Here is a 17,506-nt window from a genome sequence, read left to right as displayed (position 1 = left end):
CGCTCAGCGCCGCGCCAGCGCCCGGTCCACGCGCTGCAGCCACAGCCCCAGCGGCGTACGCGCCAGCCACAGGCCGGCCAAGGCGCCGAGGCTGTTGGCCAGCGCGTCGGCCGCGTCGCCGCTGCGCGAATCGGTGAGCGTGGCCTGGGCGAACTCCAAGGCCACGCCGAGCGCGATCAAGCCCGCCGTCGCCAGCGCCTGCGCGCGCACCCGCGCGAACAGCATGCCGGCGTACAGCGACAGCAGCAGATAGGCGGTGAAGTGCTCGACCTTGTCGAAGCTGTCGAACGGCGTCGGCGGCAGGTCCTGGGCCGGCATCAGGCAGGTCGCAATCACCGCCGCGATCATCGCCAGCCACAGCGCGATCCACAGCGCCGGGCGGTGGAACTCGCGCAGCGTCTTCGCCGCGCTCACAGGCGGTGGCTCAGGTCGCCGGCCAGGAACGCCGCGCCGAACGCCACGTCCTTCTCCAGGCCCATGACCTGGAAGCGCTCGCCCATTTCGCTGGGCAGGGTCAGCTTTTTCACTTCGTTGAGGCGGCGCTGCTTCTCGACCGGATCGGCGATGGCCTCGATGCGCTTGAGCACTTCGTCCAGGCCGTTGCCGAGCAGGAAGCTGGCCTGCGAGCAGTAGCCGGCAAGGTCGAAACCGGCGCCGACGCCGGCCTCGACCAGCGCGGTGAAGTCCACCGATGCGGTGAGGTCCTGCAGGCCCGGCCACAGCAGCGGTTCGGCGTGGACGCGATGGCGGTAATAGGCGCGCAAGGTGCCGTCGTCGCGTTCGGGCGCGTAGAACTCGCTGCGCGCGTAGCCGTAATCGACGAACAGCAACGCGCCGCGGCGCAGGCCGCCGGACACGGCCTGGATCCAGTACGGCAACTGCGGCAGCACTTCGGAGCGATAGCCGTCGGCGAAGCGCTGCTCCAGCCCGCGCTGGACGTGCAGCACGGCGTTGGCGAGAAAACTGTCGGCCGGGCGCAGCTCGCGCTTGAAGCCGTCGCCGTCGCTGGCCACGTGTTCTTCATAGACTTCGCCGTCGCGCACGGCGAAGCGCGGCGTCGGCAGCGCGTCGATCACTTCGTTGGCGAACACCACGCCGTCCCACTCGTCGCCGAACGGGCCGTCGAGCCATTCCACCAGTTCGAACAGCGGCGGCGTCAGCCGCTGCATCAGGCGTTCGCGCTGGCGCTCGCGCAACTGCGCGCTGGGTTCGAGGATGGCGTAGCGGTCGGGCAGCGCGTCGAGTTCGAGCAGGCGCTTGAGCGCGACCTCGGCGAACGCGCCGGTGCCGCCGCCCAGCTCCAGCACCCGCGCCTGCGCGCCGAGCTGCTGCAGCACCGGCGCCAGCGCCTGCGCCGTGCACGCGGCGAACACCGGGCCGAGCTCGGGCGCGGTGACGAAATCGCCTTCGTCGCCGAACTTGCTCGCGCCGGCGCTGTAGTAGCCCAGGCCCGGCGCGTACAGCGCCAGCTCCATGAAGCGCGAGAACGCGATCGCGCCGCCGTTCGCGGCGATCTGGTCGTGGATGAGGCGGGACAGGCGCGCGCTGTGGGCGAGCGCGTCGGCGTCGGGAAGCGGCAGGTCGAGAGCGGTCACGGATGCGGCGGTGGCGAGCGGGCGCCCAGGATAAAGCAGCGCGGCCTTGCGGACCCGGGCGGAGCGCCGCGCGCCGGCAGCGGCCATACTCGCCGCAACGCCCGCGCACGAAGGACCGCCGCCATGAGCACCGTCGATCCCGCCATCGCCCGCCGCCGCCAGCGCCTGCAGGCGGCCGCCTCGGCGCGCCCCGGCTGGGGCGCCTGGCTGCTGGTCGCCGTCTGCGCCGGGTTGTGGGCGATGTTCGGCTACGGCGTCGGCGACGTGGCGACCTACCCCATCGCCACCGGCTACCTGGCGCCGGAGCTGCAGCCGCCGAATGAAACGCCGGCGCTGCTGTGGATGCTGTTCGTCGGCGTGTTCGGCGCGATGATCCTGGGCTTCGGCGTCGACGCCGTGCTCGGCGCCGCGCTCGGCGGCGTCGGCGGCACCCGCGCCTCGTTCGCGGTCAATCTCGGCGCGATCGCGCTGGGGCTGTGGCGCGGCGCGGCCGACCGCTGGGTGGCGCCGCCGCGGGCCGGCTTCTTCGACACCGCCGCCACCCTGCCCTGGGGCGCGGGCGGCTGGCTGGCCTGGACCGCGCAGTACTGGGCGCCGGCGCTGCTGGCCGCGCTGGCCGCGTTGCTGGCCTGGGCGGCGCTGGCCGCGCGTCGCCGCCATCTGCGCCGGCAGGCGCGTCTGCGCACGACTCTGACCCAGGGCCAGCGCACCACCGGCGTGGTCACCGAAACCCAGCACACCGGGGTGGAAATCGGCAACGAACCGTGCATCCGCTTCGTCGCCCGCTTCGCCGACCACCTCGGCGTCGAGCGCTGGGTCACCAAGACCGGCCCGTTCGACGCCAGCCGGGTGCCGCGGGTCGGCGACGAGGTGCAGGTGTGGTTCCTGCGCGAGGCGCCCGGCGACGAGGACCGCATCGTGGTCGGCTTCGGCAGCGCCGAGGACGCGCAGATCGAGGAACGGCTGGCCGCGCAATGAGCCCGACTGGCTGAACAGGGTTTTCGCGTGACCGCGACCGCGCCGCCGCCGATCCGCGCTGAACGCGGCAAAGCACGGGAAAAACGCGCCCCGCCACTGCAAGCGGCCATCCCAGCCCACGGAAATTTGTGATTTAACTCACACTTTCTTCGCTTATCGCATGCAACATGGCTCCCCGGTTCCGCTCGACAAGGACGCCCGGCATGAGCAAGTCCGTTGCCGCGATCGAACACCGCGTGATCGAACACAGCCGGCTGCTGCCGCCGCCGGACCGCTTGCCGGCCCGCCTGTGGCTGCTGCTGGCGCTGTGCGCCGCCGGCTGGACCCTGTGCGGCTACGCGCTGGCCGGCGCGCTCGGCCAGCCGCCGCAGGCGATCGCCCCGGGCGCGCCGCTGCAGGCGCTGCTGTGGTCGTTGCTGGCCGGCGGCTTCGCCGGGCTGATCTTCGGCGTGTTCGTCAACGCCGACCTGGGCGCGCGCTTCGGTCTGGCGGTGGCGTTGCAGACCGGGCTGGCGCTGGCCGTGGCCGCGCTCGCCGCCGGCTTCGCCCTGGCCCGGGCCTGGCCCTGGCATCCGCAGGCGGCGCTGACCGGCCTGGCGGCGGGCTGGCCGCAGTGGCTGCTCGGCGACGCGCCGCGCTCGCTGCCGTCGTCCTTCGCCCTGATCGCGCTGCTGCTGACGCTCGGCGCGATGGTGTGCCTGCGCCGCTACCGCGAACGCGACCGCCGCGTGCGCGAACTGCTCGCCCACGGCGTGCGCGTGGCCGGCACCGTCGTCCACACCGAACACGTCGGCACCGAGGTCTACAACCCGTCGCGGGTGCGGGTGGTGGTGCGTTTCGACGACCACGCCGGCACCGAACGGCGCGTGGCCAAGATCGGCGACTTCGACCCACAGGCGCTGCCGCGCGCCGGCGAGCGCGTGCTGGTGTGGTTCTATCCGCACGCCGCCGACGACGGCCACCGCATCGTGGTCGGTTTCGGCGAGCGGCCGCAGCTGTCGCAGGCCTTGGGATGAGCCCGCCCGTCGGGCGGGCCGGGATTGGGGATCGGGGGAATGGCTTGAGCCGCCGGGCCGGACGGATCGACGAGGAAACCTCCTCGCCGATCCCGCCCCCGGGCGTCAAGCCTTCATCGATTCCAGCGCCAGGCCTTCGAACCCGGCCGGCACTTCGCCGTCGGCGGCGTAGCGGTACAGCGCGGCCGAATACACCCCGCCCAGCGCGCTCTGGTACACCGCCAGGCCCAGCAGGGCGAGCACGGTGACCGCGCCGATCAGCACCGCCAGCGCGCTCGACGCCGCGCCCAGCAGCCAGGCCAGGCCGAAGCCGATCACCGCCACGCCGACCATCGCCGCGCCGCAGGCCAGGCCGATGCCGACCATGCCGGCCGCGCTCTCGCCCCAGGTGCGCTTGAACATCGCCACCGAACGCTTGATCGCGTCCATCGGGCCGACGTCCTCGGCGACCAGCACCGGCACCACCAGGAACGTCGCCATGGTCCAGGCCGCGCCGAGCGCGCCGCCGATCAGGCGCACGATGATGTTGTTGTCGCGGTCCTTGAGCGCGTTGAGGATCATGCCGACGGTGGCGGCGATGGCGGCGTAGCCGGCGATCGCGCCGATCCGCGCGGTCGCCGCGCGCAAACCGTCGCGCAAGGTCGGGTCGCCGCCTTCCAGCCGGATCATCGCCGCGCTGACCAGCGCGCAGTTGCAGAACACGATGACGAAGTACTGGCAGAAGTAGAACGCGAAGGCGAACGCGATCGTGCCCGGGCCGTAGCCGTCGCGGAACAGGTCCAGCGCCAGCGCCGGCACCAGGAAGGTCGCCAGCACCACCAGCACGCAGGCGGCGGAAATCACCGGGAACACCAGCAGTTCGCGGTCGGAATGCAGGACCGAGGCGCTGGCCTTGGCCAGTTCCCAACTGCGCTTGATCTTGTCGAACATCGTCTCTCCCCAGAGCTTGATGACGGCGCATCGTCGGCGCTGCGGCGGCGGCGCGCAAGTGCGGAACGTCGCCGCCCCGGCATGGATGACGGCGATGCGGCGCGATGCGATGCGGACCGGCGCAGGAACCCGGCCGCCCGCTGCAGCCGGCTCGCGCCTGCGCGGGCCCCGCCTCAGCCCGGCGCGCGCTCGCGCACGATGCGCACGCCGACCCCGCGCGCGTTGCGGATCGCGCCGGGCTTGGTCAGCTTCAGCGCCACCCGGCGTACGCCGAATTCCTCGATCACGATCGCCGCGACCCGCTCGGCCAGGGTCTCGACCAGGCCGAAGCGCGAAGCGGCGACGAACGCGCTGATGCGCGCGCACACCGCCGAATAGTCCAGGGTGTGCTCGATCGCATCGCTGGCCGCGGGCGCGCGGTTGTCGAACTCCATCTCCAGGTCGAACACCAGCGGCTGGCGGATCTCGCGCTCCCAGTCGTAGATGCCGATGACGGCCTCGATTTCCAGGCCTTCGATGAATACGTGGTCCATGAGCGTGTGCGCGGGCCGGTGCAGTCGAGGATGCGGCGCAATGTACCTGAGCGCGGCGAGGCTTGTCGCCGATGCGGCGACGGTGCGGCGATACGCAGAGCCGCGTCGTGGTTTCGTTTTCGCGGTCGCGGCTCGCGCCGCTCCTACAGTCGGATACGAAACTCGCCGCAGCCCCTGTAGGAGCGGCGCGAGCCGCGACCGCGACAACGCGTCCACGGCGAACGCCCCCAGCCGGCGACGATCACACCGCTTCGAGCAACGCCATATCCCACCGCGGCGTCACCCGCACCGACGCATCCGCGCGCTGCCCCGCCAGCAAACGCAGCGCGCCCGCGTAGGCGATCATCGCGCCGTTGTCGGTGCAGAACATCGGCCGCGGGAACGCGACCCGGCCGCCGCGCTGGCCGGCCATCGCCGCGAGCCTGGCGCGCAAGCGCTTGTTGGCGCCGACGCCGCCGGCCACCACCAGGGTGTCGCAGCCGGCCGCGTCGAGCGCGCGTTCGCACTTGATCGCCAGCGTGTCGACCACCGCGTCCTCGAACGCGCGGGCGATGTCGGCGCGGGTCTGATCGGTCTTGTCGCTGTTCTGCCAGGCCAGCAGCACCTGGGTCTTAAGACCGCTGAAGCTGAAATCCAGGCCGGGCCGGTCGGTCATCGGCCGGGCGAACTTGAACTTGCCGGGCACGCCGAGCTCGGCCTGCGCGGCCAGCTGCGGGCCGCCGGGGTACGGCAGGCCCATCAGCTTGGCGGTCTTGTCGAAGGCTTCGCCGGCGGCGTCGTCGAGGGTCTCGCCGAGCAGCCGGTACTGGCCGATGCGGTCGACCGCGACCAGTTGGGTGTGGCCGCCGGACACCAGCAAGGCCACGAACGGCGGCTCGGGCCGGCCCAGCGGGTCGTCCTCCATCAGCGGCGCGAGCAGATGGCCTTCCATGTGGTGCACGCCGATCGCCGGCACCTCGAGCGCCCAGGCCAAGGCGCGGGCGACGCCGGCGCCGACCAGCAGCGCGCCGACCAGGCCGGGGCCGGCGGTATAGGCCACCCCGTCGATTTCGTCGGTGCGCAGGCCGGCCTCGGCCAGGGTCTGGCGGATCAGCGGCAGCAGCTTGCGCACGTGGTCGCGGCTGGCCAGCTCGGGCACCACCCCGCCGTACTCGGCGTGCAGGGCGATCTGGCTGTACAGGGCGTGGGCGCGCAGGCCGGCGTCGGTGTCGTAGACGGCGACGCCGGTCTCGTCGCAACTGGTTTCGATGCCCAGGACTTTCATCGGGACGGGCCCTGCAGGCGGCCGACGGGCCTCGCGGGGACTGGCGCCGCGGCCGATTTCTGGGAGAATGTCGCGTTCATACCGCCTATGTTGCACCTTCCGGCCAAGCATCGCTATAATGCGCGGCTCTTCTCCCGGCCTGCCCGGGCTGGTCCCTTAACGAGAATACGTATGCCCAGCGTCAAAGTCCGCGAAAACGAGCCTTTCGAGTTTGCCCTGCGCCGCTTCAAGCGCACCTGCGAGAAGGCCGGCGTCCTGGCCGAGACCCGCAAGCGCGAGTTCTACGAAAAGCCGACGCAGGAACGCAAGCGCAAGGCCGCTGCCGCGGTGAAGCGTCAGGCCCGTCGCGCCTCGCGCGATGTGACCAAGCGCCAGCGCCTGTACTGATCGCGCTTTCCGCGCTGCACCGGCTTCGCGGCCGGCGCTTGCGAGGAACGACCATCGAGCCGGCTGCGCCTCGTGCGCTGCCGGCTCTTTGCGTTTGCGGTTCGGCGAATACCGGCCGCGGCGGCCCGCCCGCCAGGCCCGCCGGCCGCGTTCTGCGCCCCCTTCTTTCCCCTACCCCGGATTCGTCCCATGAGCCTCAAGCAACGCCTCACCGAAGACATGAAGGCCGCGATGAAGAGCGGCGACAAGCACTCCCTCGGCGTGATCCGCCTGATCAACGCCGCGATCAAGCAGAAGGAAGTCGACGAGCGCATCGAGCTCGACGACACTGCGGTGATCGCCGTGCTCGACAAGATGGTCAAGCAGCGCCGCGACTCGGTGACCCAGTACGAAACCGCCAAGCGTGACGACCTGGCCCAGGTCGAGCGCGACGAGATCGTGGTGATCGAACGCTACCTGCCGGCCAAGATGGGCGAGGCCGAGATCCTCGAAGTGCTGGAGGCCACCATCGCCGAGGTCGGCGCGACCGGCCCGGCCGATCTGGGCAAGCTGATGGGCCCGCTCAAGGCCAAGCTCGGCGGCAAGGCCGACATGGGCCAGGTCTCGGCGCTGGCCAAGAAGCGCTTGGCGGGCTGAGGCCGCTTCGGCCCGCCGCCGGGTGCGGCGGGCCCGATGTTCCCCGGACGCGGCCTGCGCCGCGCCCGGTTTTCGACGCCCGCAAGGGCCGCACACCTGGAGGTGCACCATGCAACGCCATCGTTTCGCTCCCGACTGCTTTTACCCCGCCTGAGCTGCAGGCCGTCGCCGGCCCGCCGGACCGTATCGACGACGCACCGCTCGATCCGCGCGAGGACGCGCTTCTCCACGCCATCCTGCCCACCGGTGCGCCAGACGACGCATCGGTCGAGATCACCCGCAAACGCCGCAAGGGCTATCCCTCCGAGAGCCGGGTCAAACGCGGCCGCCGCTTCGTGCATGGCGGCAAGGAGTTGGTCGAGAAGCTCGGCCGCAACGATCCTTGCCCGTGCGGCTCGACCCGGAGGTTCAAGGCGTTGCTGCCTGAGCGGCGGACGTTTTGAGGGCGTGCTGCGGGACGATTACTTCCGCGAGTGAGACCCGAGCCGGCGCGGCGTGAAGCTGCGCCGGCTTTTTCGTGTCCGGCCTGGAGCGGGTCGGAGGCTGTCCCGGCTTCGCGGTGGCGCGGCGGGCCGGGGTTCGCGGTCGCGGCTTGCGCCGCTCCTACAGGGGCTTCGGCCGGCTTCGTATCCGACTGTAGGAGCGGCGCGAGCCGCGACCGCGGGATCGCAACCACGACGCGCCCCCGCGCCTAACGCCGCGCCAACACACGCCTAACCGGCTTGGCGGATACTGAACGCGACGCCGTCCGGCGCCGCCGCCTTCGCCGCATGCCTTCGAACGATATCCGCCGATCCGATCAGGTTCCGCCCGTCGATGCCGACGCCCGCGACGGCGAGCGCTCGGCCGCCGCCGGGCTCGCCCACGACGCCTTGCAGCGCATCCAGTCGCTGCAGACCCGACTGGAGCAGAGCTGGCCGGGCAAGTTCGTCCAGCGCTTCGTCGATTACGACATCCTCGCCCTGGCCGCGGCGCTGTCGTTCTACACCCTGCTGTCGCTGGCGCCGCTGGTGCTGATGGTGCTGTGGCTGAGCACGGCGCTGTATCCGTCGGCGCAGGAGGAATTCTTCCGCCAGATGGGCCTGCTGGCCGGCAACGAGGTCGAGAACACCGCGCGGCTGATCGTCGCCAACGCCCAGCACCGCCCCGGCACCGGCTCGCTGGCCGCGCTGCTGGGCACGCTGGCGCTGCTGGTCGGCGCCTCGGCCGTGTTCGGCCAGTTGCAGGCCGCGCTCAACCGGGTGTTCCGCAGCGACGCCAAGCGCCTGGGCGGGCTGGCGGTGTGGCTGCGCAAGCGGCTGCTGTCGTTCGGCATGGTCATCAGCGTGGGCTTCCTGCTGGTGGTGTCGATGGCGGCGCAGGCGGCGCTGCAATTGCTGATCGCCTACGTGCCCGACCTGCTGCCGGCGTTCGCCGCGGCGGTGTCGTTCCTGCTGTATGCGGCGGTGTTCGCGGCCATGTACCGCTGGCTGCCGGACCGGCCGGTGACGCGCCGGCGCGCGCTGTTCGGCGGCGCGCTGACCGCGGGCATGTTCATGCTCGGGCGCAGCGCGATCGGCCTGTACCTGGGCCAGGCCAGCCTGGGCACCGCCTACGGCCCGGCCGGCGGCTTGGTGGTCATGCTGGTGTGGATGTACTACTGCGCGGTGGTGTTCCTGGTCGGCGCGCTGATCACCGCGATGCTCGACGAGCACGCGCGGGTGCGCCGGCGCCTGGCCGAAGAGCGCGCCGCGGCCGGCCTGGACGCGGCCTGAGCGGCCGCACCGCGCCAACCGCCCGCCGCGGTCGCGGCCGCTGCGCCCCGCCCGTGGCATCCTAGTCGCCGCTTCCTACTCCAGACTCCGCCGCCCGCCCGGGCGGCTCCGGCATGGCCCGCATCCCCGACGGCTTCATCGACGACCTCCTCGCCCGCACCGACATCGTCGAGGTGATCGGCGCGCGCGTGCCGTTGAAGCGCCAGGGCAAGGAGTACTCGGCGCGCTGCCCGTTCCACGACGAGCGCTCGCCCTCGTTCTGGGTCTCGCCGACCAAGCAGTTCTATCACTGCTTCGGCTGCGGCGCGCACGGCACCGCGATCAGCTTCCTGATGAACTACGACCGCCTCGAATTCCTCGACGCGGTCGACGAGCTGGCCAAGCGCGTCGGCGTGGAAGTGCCGCGCGACACCCGCGCGCGCAACGAAAACTCCGACACCCAGGATCTGATCCACGCGCTGGAAGCCGCGCAGCGCTTCTTCCTGCGCCAGTACGCGGCCAGCGGCAAGGCCCAGGGCTATCTGGACAACCGCGGCGTCAGCATCGACATCCGCGACCGCTTCGGCATCGGCTACGCGCCCGACGGCTTCAACGGCCTGCGCGACGCGCTGGGCACCGACGAGCGCCGGCTCAAGCTGCTCGACCGCGCCGGCCTGCTGTCGAAGAACGACAGCGGACGGGTCTACGACAAGTTCCGCGACCGGGTGATGTTCCCGATCCACGACCGCCGCGGCCGCGTGATCGCGTTCGGCGGACGCGTGCTGGACAAGGACGACGGCCCGAAATACCTCAACTCGCCGGAAACCCCGCTGTTCCACAAGGGCCGCGAGCTGTACGGGCTGTGGCAGGTGCGCCAGGCCCACAACAAGATCCCGCGGCTGATCGTGGTCGAGGGCTACATGGACGTGATCGCGCTGTTCCAGCACGGCGTCGACACCGCGGTCGCCACGCTCGGCACCGCGACCACGCCCGACCACGCCGAGCTGCTGTTCCGCAACGCCGCCGATGTGTACTTCTGCTTCGACGGCGACCGCGCCGGCCGCGGCGCGGCGTGGAAGGCGGTGGAATCGGTGCTGCCGAGGATGAAGGACGGGCGCCAGGCGTTCTTCCTGTTCCTGCCCGAGGGCGAGGATCCGGATACGCTGGTGCGGGCCGAAGGCGCCGAGGGCTTCCATCGCCGCCTGCAGGAGGCGATGCCGCTGTCGCAGTTCCTGTTCGACAGCCTCGCCGCCGACGTCAACCTGCACACGCTCGAAGGCAAGGGCCGCCTGGCCGAGCGCGCCAAGCCGCTGTTGACCCAGATTCCCGACGGCGCCTTCGCCGACCTGATGCAGCAGCGCCTCACCGAACTGACCGGCGTCGGCGCGCGCGCGGCGTCGCCGCAGACCCACGTGCCGGCGCAGCGCGCCAGCGCCGCGCAGCGGCCGGCGGCGACGCCCAAGCGCTCGCTGGTGCGCAGCGCGATCGCGCTGCTGCTGCAAAAGCCCGCACTGGCCGCGGCGCTGCAACCGCCGTACGGCTTCGCCCGGCTCAACCAGCCGGGCGTGGACTTGCTGGTCGAGATCGTCGATGTGGTGCAGCAGCGCCCGGAAATCAGCACCGGCGCGCTGCTGGAGCATTTCGCCGGGCACGCGCAGATCGGCGCGCTGCAGAAACTGGCCAGCCAGAGCCTGCCGGGCAACGAAGAGCACCTGCAGCGCGAATTTCTCGATGCGATCGAGCAGTTGCAGAAGCAGACCGTGGTGCAGCGGCTGGACGAACTGCAGGCGCAGCAGCGCGACGGCGGGCTGGGCGATGCGGAAAAGCGCGAATTGCTGGCGCTGTTGCAGATGCGCGCGGGATTGCAGCGGGCGCAGTAAGCCTGGATGCGGTTACGCAGGCCGATTGTAGGAGCGGCGATCTTGCGGCGGCGCCACGGCCGCTTCCTGTAGGAGCGGCGCGAGCCGCGACCGCGACCCCTCGCTTGCGACGCGAACGGCTACCTCGCGGTCGCAGCTTGCGCAGCTACTACAGTCGGACTTCGGGCTGAGCGGCGATCTTGCAGCGTCGCTACGGCCGCTTCCTGTAGGAGCGGCGCGAGCCGCGACCGCGACACTTCGCTTGCGGCGCGAACGGACACCCCTCGGTCGCAGCTTGCGCAGCTCCTACAGTCGGACTTCGGGCTGAGCGGCGATCTTGCAGCGGCGCTACGGCCGCTGCCTGTAGGAGCGGCGCGAGCGGCGACCGCGACACCACGCTTGCGATGCGAACGGCTACCCAGCGGTCGCAGCTTGCGCAGCTCCTACAGTCGGACTTCGGGCTGAGCGGCGATCTTGCAGCGTCGCCACGGCCGCTGCCTGTAGGAGCGGCGCAAGCCGCGACCGCGACACTTCGCTTGCGACGTAAACGGCTACCTAGCTGTCGCAGCTTGCGCAACTCCCACAGTCGGACTTCGGGCTGAGCGGCGATCTTGCAGCGTCGCCACGGCCGCTCCCTGTAGGAGCGGCGCGAGCCGCGACCGCGATACCTCGCTTGCGACGCGAACGGCTACCCCGCGGTCGCCGCTTGCGCAGCTCCTACAGGTCGGACTTCAGGCATCCGCTTCAGCCCCAGACTTCGCTCATCACCCGCGCGAAGTTGCCGCCGAGGATCTTGCCGATGCGCGCGTCGCTGTGGCCGCGGGCGGACAGCAGCGCGGCCAGGGTTTCGAACCGGCGCGGGGCGTTGAGGCCTTCGACGTAGAGGTACACCGTCTCGCTCTCGCCCGGCGCGGATATGCCGAGCTTGCGCCGTTCGCGGATCGATTCGGCGTGGTCGCGCTTGTAGCTTTCGGTCAGCGCCACCGCCGAGACCAGGTTGTCGGTGCCGATGCCGACGTGGTCCTCGCCGCAGACGTCGAGCGCGTGCTCGAGGTGGCGGATCACGTCGGCCGCGCCGGGCTGGCCGCTCTCGCGCAGGAACGGCATCAGGTAGATGCCGACCACGCCGCCGCGCTCGGCGCAGGCGCGCAGTTCGGCGTCGGTCTTGTTGCGCGGACGCTCGACCAGGGCCGCGCAGCCGGTGTGGCTGATCAGCACCGGAGATTTCGAGGCCGCGATCGCTTCCAGCGCCGTGCGGCGGCCGCTGTGGGCCAGGTCGACCAGGATCCGGCGCTGGTTGAGCCGCTCGACCAGGCTGTGGCCGAACTTGCTCAGGCCGGCGTCGCCGGGCTCCAGGCAGCCGTCGCCGGCGAGGTTGCGCACGTTGTAGGTCAGCTGCACCGTGCGCAGGCCGAGCCGGTGGTAGTCGTCGATGCGTTCGAGCTTCTCGCCGATCGGCGCGCTGTCCTGGAACTGGTAGACCACGCCGAGCTTCTTCTCGCGCCGCGCGCGTTCCAGGTCGGCGCCGCTGCGCACCGCCAGGAACACGTCGGGATGCAGGGCGATCTCGTTCTCCCACGCGGCGATGTCGCGCACGGTCGCTTCGAACGCGCCTTCGTACTGCGCCACCGGGCCGACCGTGGTCTGCAGCACGCGCAGGCCGCTCTCGCGCGCTTCGGCGACCAGCTTCGGCGTCAGCAGGTCGCCGGGCTTGGCCTCGTCGCTGCCGATGAAGCCGCAGGCGTCGACCACCATCGCCTCGGCGTACGGCGCCCAGCGCAGCGGCGGCGCGGCCGCGCGCAACGCGCCGGCCCAGCCGCCGGCGAGCGCGCCGGCGCCGGCCAGCGCGCTGTGGATCAGGAAACTTCTGCGATCGGGCATTTCGTTGCACTCCCCCAGTTGAGATGCCATCGCGCGCGCCCCAGCGCGGCGATGGGAAACAGGCCGCTCGCAACCGGTGCGATCGGCAACGCGAGCGCTGCGAACGAGCGTGCTCGCGCGGGCGCGATTCGATCGGATCGGATCGCAGATCGCATCGAACCGGCACGATTGCAGACAACGCACTCTAGGCGGAACGCCGGCCTAGGGAAGCCGTGACTTTCGGGAGGGATCGCCGCGGCGCCGGCGCGCTAAGCTCGGGCTTCCTGCGCCGCTCCCGCGGCGCGCCTTGGCCTGCGCGCCGCGCACGGCCGTCCCGGGGGAGACCGCCGATGAGCCTGCGCCGCCTGTTGCCCAACACCACGTTCCTGGCCGCCAGCGCGCTGGCATTGGCCTGCGCTGGCGCCGCCCACGCGCAAGCCGCCGCGCCGGTCGAACGCCTGCACCAGGGCAACCGCACCAGCGAGAACGTGCCGGCGGTTCCGGCCGAACTGCTGGAACGCCTCAACCGCTACCAGAACACCCGCGGCGCCAACTTCGCCGGCTGGACCCGCGACGGCTGCCTGCTGATCTCCACCCGCTTCGCCGAAACCTCGCAGGCCCACCGCGTGTGCGCGCCGCTGGGCATGCGCGAGCAGCTCACCTTCTATCCCGAACCGGTCAACGCGCTGACCGTGGCCCCGGGCGCCGCCGACGGCTTCGTGTTCGGCAAGGACGTCGGCGGCAACGAGTTCTGGCAACTGCACTGGTTCGACCTGGCCACGCGCCAGACCCGCCTGCTGACCGACGGCAAGTCGCGCAATCAGTCGCCGCTGTTCTCGCACGACGGCAAGCAGCTGGCATACAGCAGCACCCGCCGCAACGGCAAGGACACCGATGTGTGGGTCGGCGGCTTCCCCGACGGCCAGGCGCGCGCGGTGGTCACCGAGGGCGGCCAGTGGAGCGCGCAGGATTTCTCGCCCGACGGCAAGCAGCTGCTGGTGATCAAGTACGTGTCGGCGAGCGAGTCTTACCCGGGCCTGGTCGATCTGGCCAGCGGCAAGCTGACTCTGTTCCCGGTCGACGGCGGCAAGGCCGCGATCAGCGACTTCCGTTTCTCGCGCGACGGCCGCTCGGTGTATTACGTGTCCGACGAAATCGTCGCCGGCAAGCCGCAGGAATTCCGCACCCTGCGCCGGCACGAGCCGGCCAGCGGCAAGTTCGAGCTGCTCAGCGACAAGATTCCGTGGGACGTGGACCGGGTCGCGCTGTCGGAAGACGGCGGCCGCCTGCTGTTCGTCAGCAACGAGGACGGCATCGGCAAGCTGCATGTGCTGTCGCTGCCCGAGCATAAGGAGATCGCGCTGCCGGCGTTGCCGGCCGGCGCCATCGGCGGCGTGGATTTCTCGCCCGACGGCAAGCGCATCGCGCTGTCGATCAATTCGGCGACCTCGCCCAGCGACGTTTATGTGATCGACCTGCAGGCGCGCCAGCTGGCGCGCTGGACCCGCAGCGAAGTCGGCGGCCTGGATTCGTCCAGGTTCGTCGCGCCGACGCTGGTGCGCTATCCCACCTTCGATAAGCTCGACGGCAAGCCGCGCACGATTCCGGCGTTCTACTACAAGCCCGCCGGCGCCGCCGCGGGCAAGAAGCTGCCGGTGCTGATCCAGATCCACGGCGGCCCGGAAGCGCAGGCGCTGCCGACCTTCAACGCCGCCGCGCAGTTCCTCGCCAACGAACTCGGCGTGGCCGTGCTGGTGCCGAACGTGCGCGGCTCGGCCGGCTACGGCCGCAGCTATCTCGGCCTGGACAACGCCGAGAAGCGCGAGGATTCGGTCAAGGACATCGGCGCGCTGCTCGACTGGGTCGGCAGGCAGCCCGAGCTCGACGCCGAGCGCGTGGGCGTGTACGGCGGCAGCTACGGCGGCTACATGGTGCTGGCCTCGCTGATGCACTACAGCGACCGCATCCGCGCCGGCGTCGACGTGGTCGGCATCTCCGACTTCACCACCTTCCTCAACAACACCGAGAGCTACCGCCGCGACCTGCGCCGCGCCGAGTACGGCGACGAGCGCATCCCGGAAATGAAGGCGGTGTTCGACCGCATCTCGCCGCTGAAGAACGCCGGCAAGATCCGCTCGCCGCTGTTCGTCGCGCAAGGCAAGAACGACCCGCGCGTGCCCTACACCGAGGCCGAGCAGATCGTGAAGGCGGTGCGCGCCAACGGCCAGCCGGTGTGGTTCCTGATGTTCGACGACGAGGGCCACGGTTTCCAGAAGAAGGCCAACTCGGATTACTTCAGCGCGGCGATGATGCTGTTCCTGCAGCAGCACCTGATCGGCGAAGGCGCCGCGGCGCAGCGCTGAGGCGGACGCGCCCTCGCGCTTGTGCGCGAGGGCGTTTCATCGATGCCGGCAATCCCCCTGTAGGAGCGGCGCGAGCCGCGACCGCGACAATGCCGCTGCGACGCAGGTTTCGTCGTGGTTGCGATGTCGCAGTCGCGGCTCGCGCCGCTCCTACAGTCGGGATCGCGGCATCGGCCGATCTCGCCGATGCCGGATGGGGTCGACCCTACCCCGGTCAGGCTGAAGTCTTTGAATTGAAACAACTCTCTGGGGTTTTCCCTACTGGGGTTCAGGTCGGTTTCTAGCTAGTTTGTGCTGCAACGCAAGCGCCTGCAGGCACACCATGAGCGAACCGATCCGCGCCGGCCTTGCCGCCTCTGCGCCGCCGTTGCCGGCCGACGAGGCGACGCAGACGTTGCTGCGCGCCACGCCGCAGCAGGCGCGCGCCCAGGTCGATGCGCTCGACGACGAAGGCCTGCGCGCGCTGGGCGAGCACGTGCGCGCGCTGCCGCTGGCCGAGCGCGAAACGCTGGCCAATGAATTGGCCGGCAAGCTCGACGCGCCGCAGTTGCAGAAGCTGGAAACCGCGTTCGGCCGCGACGCCATCGGCGAGGCGGTAGAGCGCCGCGGCGGGCCGCAGCTGCGCGAGGCCTACGCCGCGCTGCCGCGCGATGCCGCTGCGGACGGCGCGGTCGCGCGCTTCGTCGATGGGCTCAGGCAAGGGCTCGCGTTGCCCACGGACGAATTGCCCGTCGATCATGCCGATCCCGGCAAGACCCGCGACATCTCCGCCCAGGTGATCAATCCCGACGGCGGCGAAATCAACGACGCCACCTGGACCGTCGACGACCGCGGCCGTCCGGTTCATGCCGAAGGCACCCTGCGCACCGTGTTCAGCGACCTCGACCGCGGCGACGCCGAGACCGCCGCGCAACGCAACGCCGCCGACCGCGGCGTCGACGGCGACCAGGGCGGCCATCTGCTCGGCCACCGCTTCGTCACCGACCAGGGCCTGAAGAACCTGTTCCCGCAGAACGGCAACTTCAACATGGGCGCCTACAAGACCCTGGAAAACGAATGGGCGGCGTGGATCGACAAAGGCATGGACGTGCGCGTGAGCATCGACCTGAGCCCGCGCCAGGCCGACCGACCGGACCGGGTTCGCATTTCCTATGAGGTCCTCGACCCCGCCGACGGCCACAGGGTTTACGATCAGCGCGTGAGCTTCGACAACCGCGCCGGCCAGCGCTACGACCGCGTCGATGCGGGCGAGATGGACGGACTGATCGCGGCCAGCTGACCGCAAGGACCCCAAGCACGATATGAACAGAGACGAATTGCTCGGCGAAATCGCGCGCCTGATCGTGGTCGACCCCAAGGTCGGCGAGCGTCCCTGGGACGGCTACGCGCTGATCGCGTGGTACGGCGAAGGCATCAGCCGCTTCAACGGCTTCCGCTACGACAAGGGCCAGCCCGGCGAAGCGCTGACGCCGTCGGGCGTGGAGATCGAGAACCGGCTGGAGGAACTGCGCCGGGTCACCCAGAAGCCCGGCGAAGCGCCGTGGCGGGTGTGCATCATGCGCATCAACCGCGAGGCGGCCGAGGTGGCGATCGATTTCGAATACGAGGAGCCGGGCAAGTGGTACGTCACGCCCGACAGCGCGGCGCAGATCGCCGAGCGCGTGCGGCCTTGTTGAGCGGTTGGGGTTAGCTGCGGGCGCCGCGCCTCGCACACGACCCTTATGCCCGCGCAGCCCACCCACCGTCATGCCCGCGAAGGCGGGCATCCAGGGCTTTACCGCGACATGGCTCTGAAGTCTCTGGATCCCCGCCTGCGCGGGGATGACGGCGTGGAGCGGCGCGGTCTAACCCACTTACCGCGGCACTCGCCTATTGTCATGCCCGCGAAGGCGGGCATCCAGGGCTTTACCGCGTCATGGCTCTGAAGTCTCTGGATCCCCGCCTTCGCGGGGATGACGGCTTGGAGCGGCGCGGTGAAGTCCCTGCGCAACCACCAATCCCATCCAACGTCTGCGCGAACCCCTCTTACCGTCATGCCCGCGAAGGCGGGCATCCAGGGCTTTACCGCGACATGACTCTGAAGTCTCTGGATCCCCGCCTTCGCGGGGATGACGGCTTGGAGCGGCGCGGTCGAACCCATCTACCGCGTCACTCGCCTATCGTCATGCCCGCGAAGGCGGGCATCCAGGGCTTCATCGAGGCATGGCTCTGAAGTCTCTGGACCCCCGCCTGCGCGGGGATGACGGCGTGGAGCGACGCGGTCTAACCCACTTACCGCGTCACTCGCCTACCGTCATGCCCGCGAAGGCGGGCATCCAGGGCTTTACCGCGACATGGCTCTGAAGTCTCTGG

16 protein-coding genes are annotated in these 17,506 nt (G+C 70.7%); 10 read left to right on the top strand and 6 right to left on the bottom strand.

Annotation, left to right across the window (positions count from 1 at the left end; genetic code table 11):
- Positions 1-3: 3 nt before the first annotated feature.
- Entirely contained in the window at positions 4-414 is a 411-nt protein-coding gene (locus A7A76_RS15940; protein ID WP_428995172.1) for a VanZ family protein, read from the bottom strand.
- Positions 411-1,634 carry a class I SAM-dependent methyltransferase gene (locus A7A76_RS15935; RefSeq protein WP_241200976.1) on the bottom strand — a complete coding sequence of 408 codons (1,224 nt, stop codon included), beginning with the start codon at positions 1,632-1,634 and terminating at the stop codon, positions 411-413. Before A7A76_RS15935 ends, A7A76_RS15940 begins: the two co-directional genes overlap by 4 nt.
- 84 nt (positions 1,635-1,718) lie before the next feature.
- Here A7A76_RS15935 and A7A76_RS15930 point away from each other — a divergent pair, with 84 nt between their 5' ends.
- Together A7A76_RS15930 and A7A76_RS15925 are read left to right on the top strand one after the other, a co-directional pair.
- Positions 1,719-2,573, top strand: coding sequence for a DUF3592 domain-containing protein (locus A7A76_RS15930; protein ID WP_206412108.1), 855 nt, complete (start codon positions 1,719-1,721; stop codon positions 2,571-2,573).
- Between the two features lie 203 nt (positions 2,574-2,776).
- Positions 2,777-3,589: a DUF3592 domain-containing protein gene (locus tag A7A76_RS15925; protein WP_206412107.1), complete on the top strand. Its 813-nt coding sequence runs from the start codon at positions 2,777-2,779 to the stop codon at positions 3,587-3,589.
- 105 nt (positions 3,590-3,694) lie between these two features.
- On the opposite strand, the gene A7A76_RS15920 is transcribed toward A7A76_RS15925, so the two are convergent.
- The 3 genes from A7A76_RS15920 to tsaD all read right to left on the bottom strand — a co-directional run bounded on the left by A7A76_RS15920 (position 3,695) and on the right by tsaD (position 6,316).
- The gene (locus A7A76_RS15920; RefSeq protein ID WP_206412106.1) at positions 3,695-4,519 is read right to left on the bottom strand and encodes a DUF6159 family protein; all 825 of its coding nucleotides are present in this window, start codon (positions 4,517-4,519) and stop codon (positions 3,695-3,697) included.
- Between the two features lie 173 nt (positions 4,520-4,692).
- On the bottom strand, positions 4,693-5,052 hold the full coding sequence (folB, locus tag A7A76_RS15915) for a dihydroneopterin aldolase (protein ID WP_206412105.1): 360 nt from the start codon (positions 5,050-5,052) through the stop codon (positions 4,693-4,695).
- Positions 5,053-5,293: 241 nt separating this feature from the next.
- Positions 5,294-6,316 carry a tRNA (adenosine(37)-N6)-threonylcarbamoyltransferase complex transferase subunit TsaD gene (gene tsaD, locus A7A76_RS15910; RefSeq protein ID WP_206412104.1) on the bottom strand — a complete coding sequence of 341 codons (1,023 nt, stop codon included), beginning with the start codon at positions 6,314-6,316 and terminating at the stop codon, positions 5,294-5,296.
- Between the two features lie 171 nt (positions 6,317-6,487).
- On the opposite strand from tsaD, the gene rpsU reads away from it, so the two are divergent.
- The 5 genes from rpsU to dnaG all read left to right on the top strand — a co-directional run bounded on the left by rpsU (position 6,488) and on the right by dnaG (position 10,952).
- The gene (gene rpsU / locus A7A76_RS15905) at positions 6,488-6,703 is read left to right on the top strand and encodes a 30S ribosomal protein S21 (RefSeq protein ID WP_031371286.1); all 216 of its coding nucleotides are present in this window, start codon (positions 6,488-6,490) and stop codon (positions 6,701-6,703) included.
- 189 nt (positions 6,704-6,892) lie between these two features.
- The gene (locus A7A76_RS15900; protein ID WP_206412103.1) at positions 6,893-7,339 is read left to right on the top strand and encodes a GatB/YqeY domain-containing protein; all 447 of its coding nucleotides are present in this window, start codon (positions 6,893-6,895) and stop codon (positions 7,337-7,339) included.
- A 335-nt stretch (positions 7,340-7,674) separates the two neighbouring features.
- Positions 7,675-7,782 carry an SEC-C metal-binding domain-containing protein gene (locus A7A76_RS26745; RefSeq protein WP_428995171.1) on the top strand — a complete coding sequence of 36 codons (108 nt, stop codon included), beginning with the start codon at positions 7,675-7,677 and terminating at the stop codon, positions 7,780-7,782.
- A 327-nt stretch (positions 7,783-8,109) separates the two neighbouring features.
- A complete protein-coding gene (locus A7A76_RS15890; protein ID WP_206412101.1) occupies positions 8,110-9,093 on the top strand; it encodes a YihY/virulence factor BrkB family protein in 984 nt (327 codons plus the stop codon).
- Between the two features lie 113 nt (positions 9,094-9,206).
- Positions 9,207-10,952 (top strand): DNA primase, encoded by a 1,746-nt coding sequence (dnaG, locus tag A7A76_RS15885; RefSeq protein ID WP_206412100.1) that lies wholly within the window; start codon positions 9,207-9,209, stop codon positions 10,950-10,952.
- Between the two features lie 723 nt (positions 10,953-11,675).
- Here dnaG and A7A76_RS15880 read toward each other — a convergent pair.
- Entirely contained in the window at positions 11,676-12,812 is a 1,137-nt protein-coding gene (locus A7A76_RS15880; RefSeq protein ID WP_206412099.1) for a dipeptidase, read from the bottom strand.
- Positions 12,813-13,141: 329 nt separating this feature from the next.
- On the opposite strand from A7A76_RS15880, the gene A7A76_RS15875 reads away from it, so the two are divergent.
- The 3 genes from A7A76_RS15875 (at position 13,142) to A7A76_RS15865 (ending at position 16,830) form a co-directional block, all read left to right on the top strand.
- Positions 13,142-15,154, top strand: a complete 2,013-nt coding sequence (locus A7A76_RS15875) for a S9 family peptidase (protein WP_206412098.1) — start codon at positions 13,142-13,144, stop codon at positions 15,152-15,154.
- A 322-nt stretch (positions 15,155-15,476) separates the two neighbouring features.
- Positions 15,477-16,433: a DNA/RNA non-specific endonuclease gene (locus A7A76_RS15870; protein ID WP_206412097.1), complete on the top strand. Its 957-nt coding sequence runs from the start codon at positions 15,477-15,479 to the stop codon at positions 16,431-16,433.
- Positions 16,434-16,455: 22 nt separating this feature from the next.
- Positions 16,456-16,830, top strand: a complete 375-nt coding sequence (locus tag A7A76_RS15865; protein WP_206412096.1) for a hypothetical protein — start codon at positions 16,456-16,458, stop codon at positions 16,828-16,830.
- Positions 16,831-17,506: the final 676 nt, after the last annotated feature.

The sequence above is a fragment of the Lysobacter enzymogenes genome (assembly GCF_017168095.1).
GTDB classification, from domain to species: domain Bacteria; phylum Pseudomonadota; class Gammaproteobacteria; order Xanthomonadales; family Xanthomonadaceae; genus Lysobacter; species Lysobacter enzymogenes_D.
The sequence above is the reverse complement of the archived record's forward strand: the minus strand, read 5'-3'. Positions and strand labels throughout refer to the sequence as shown.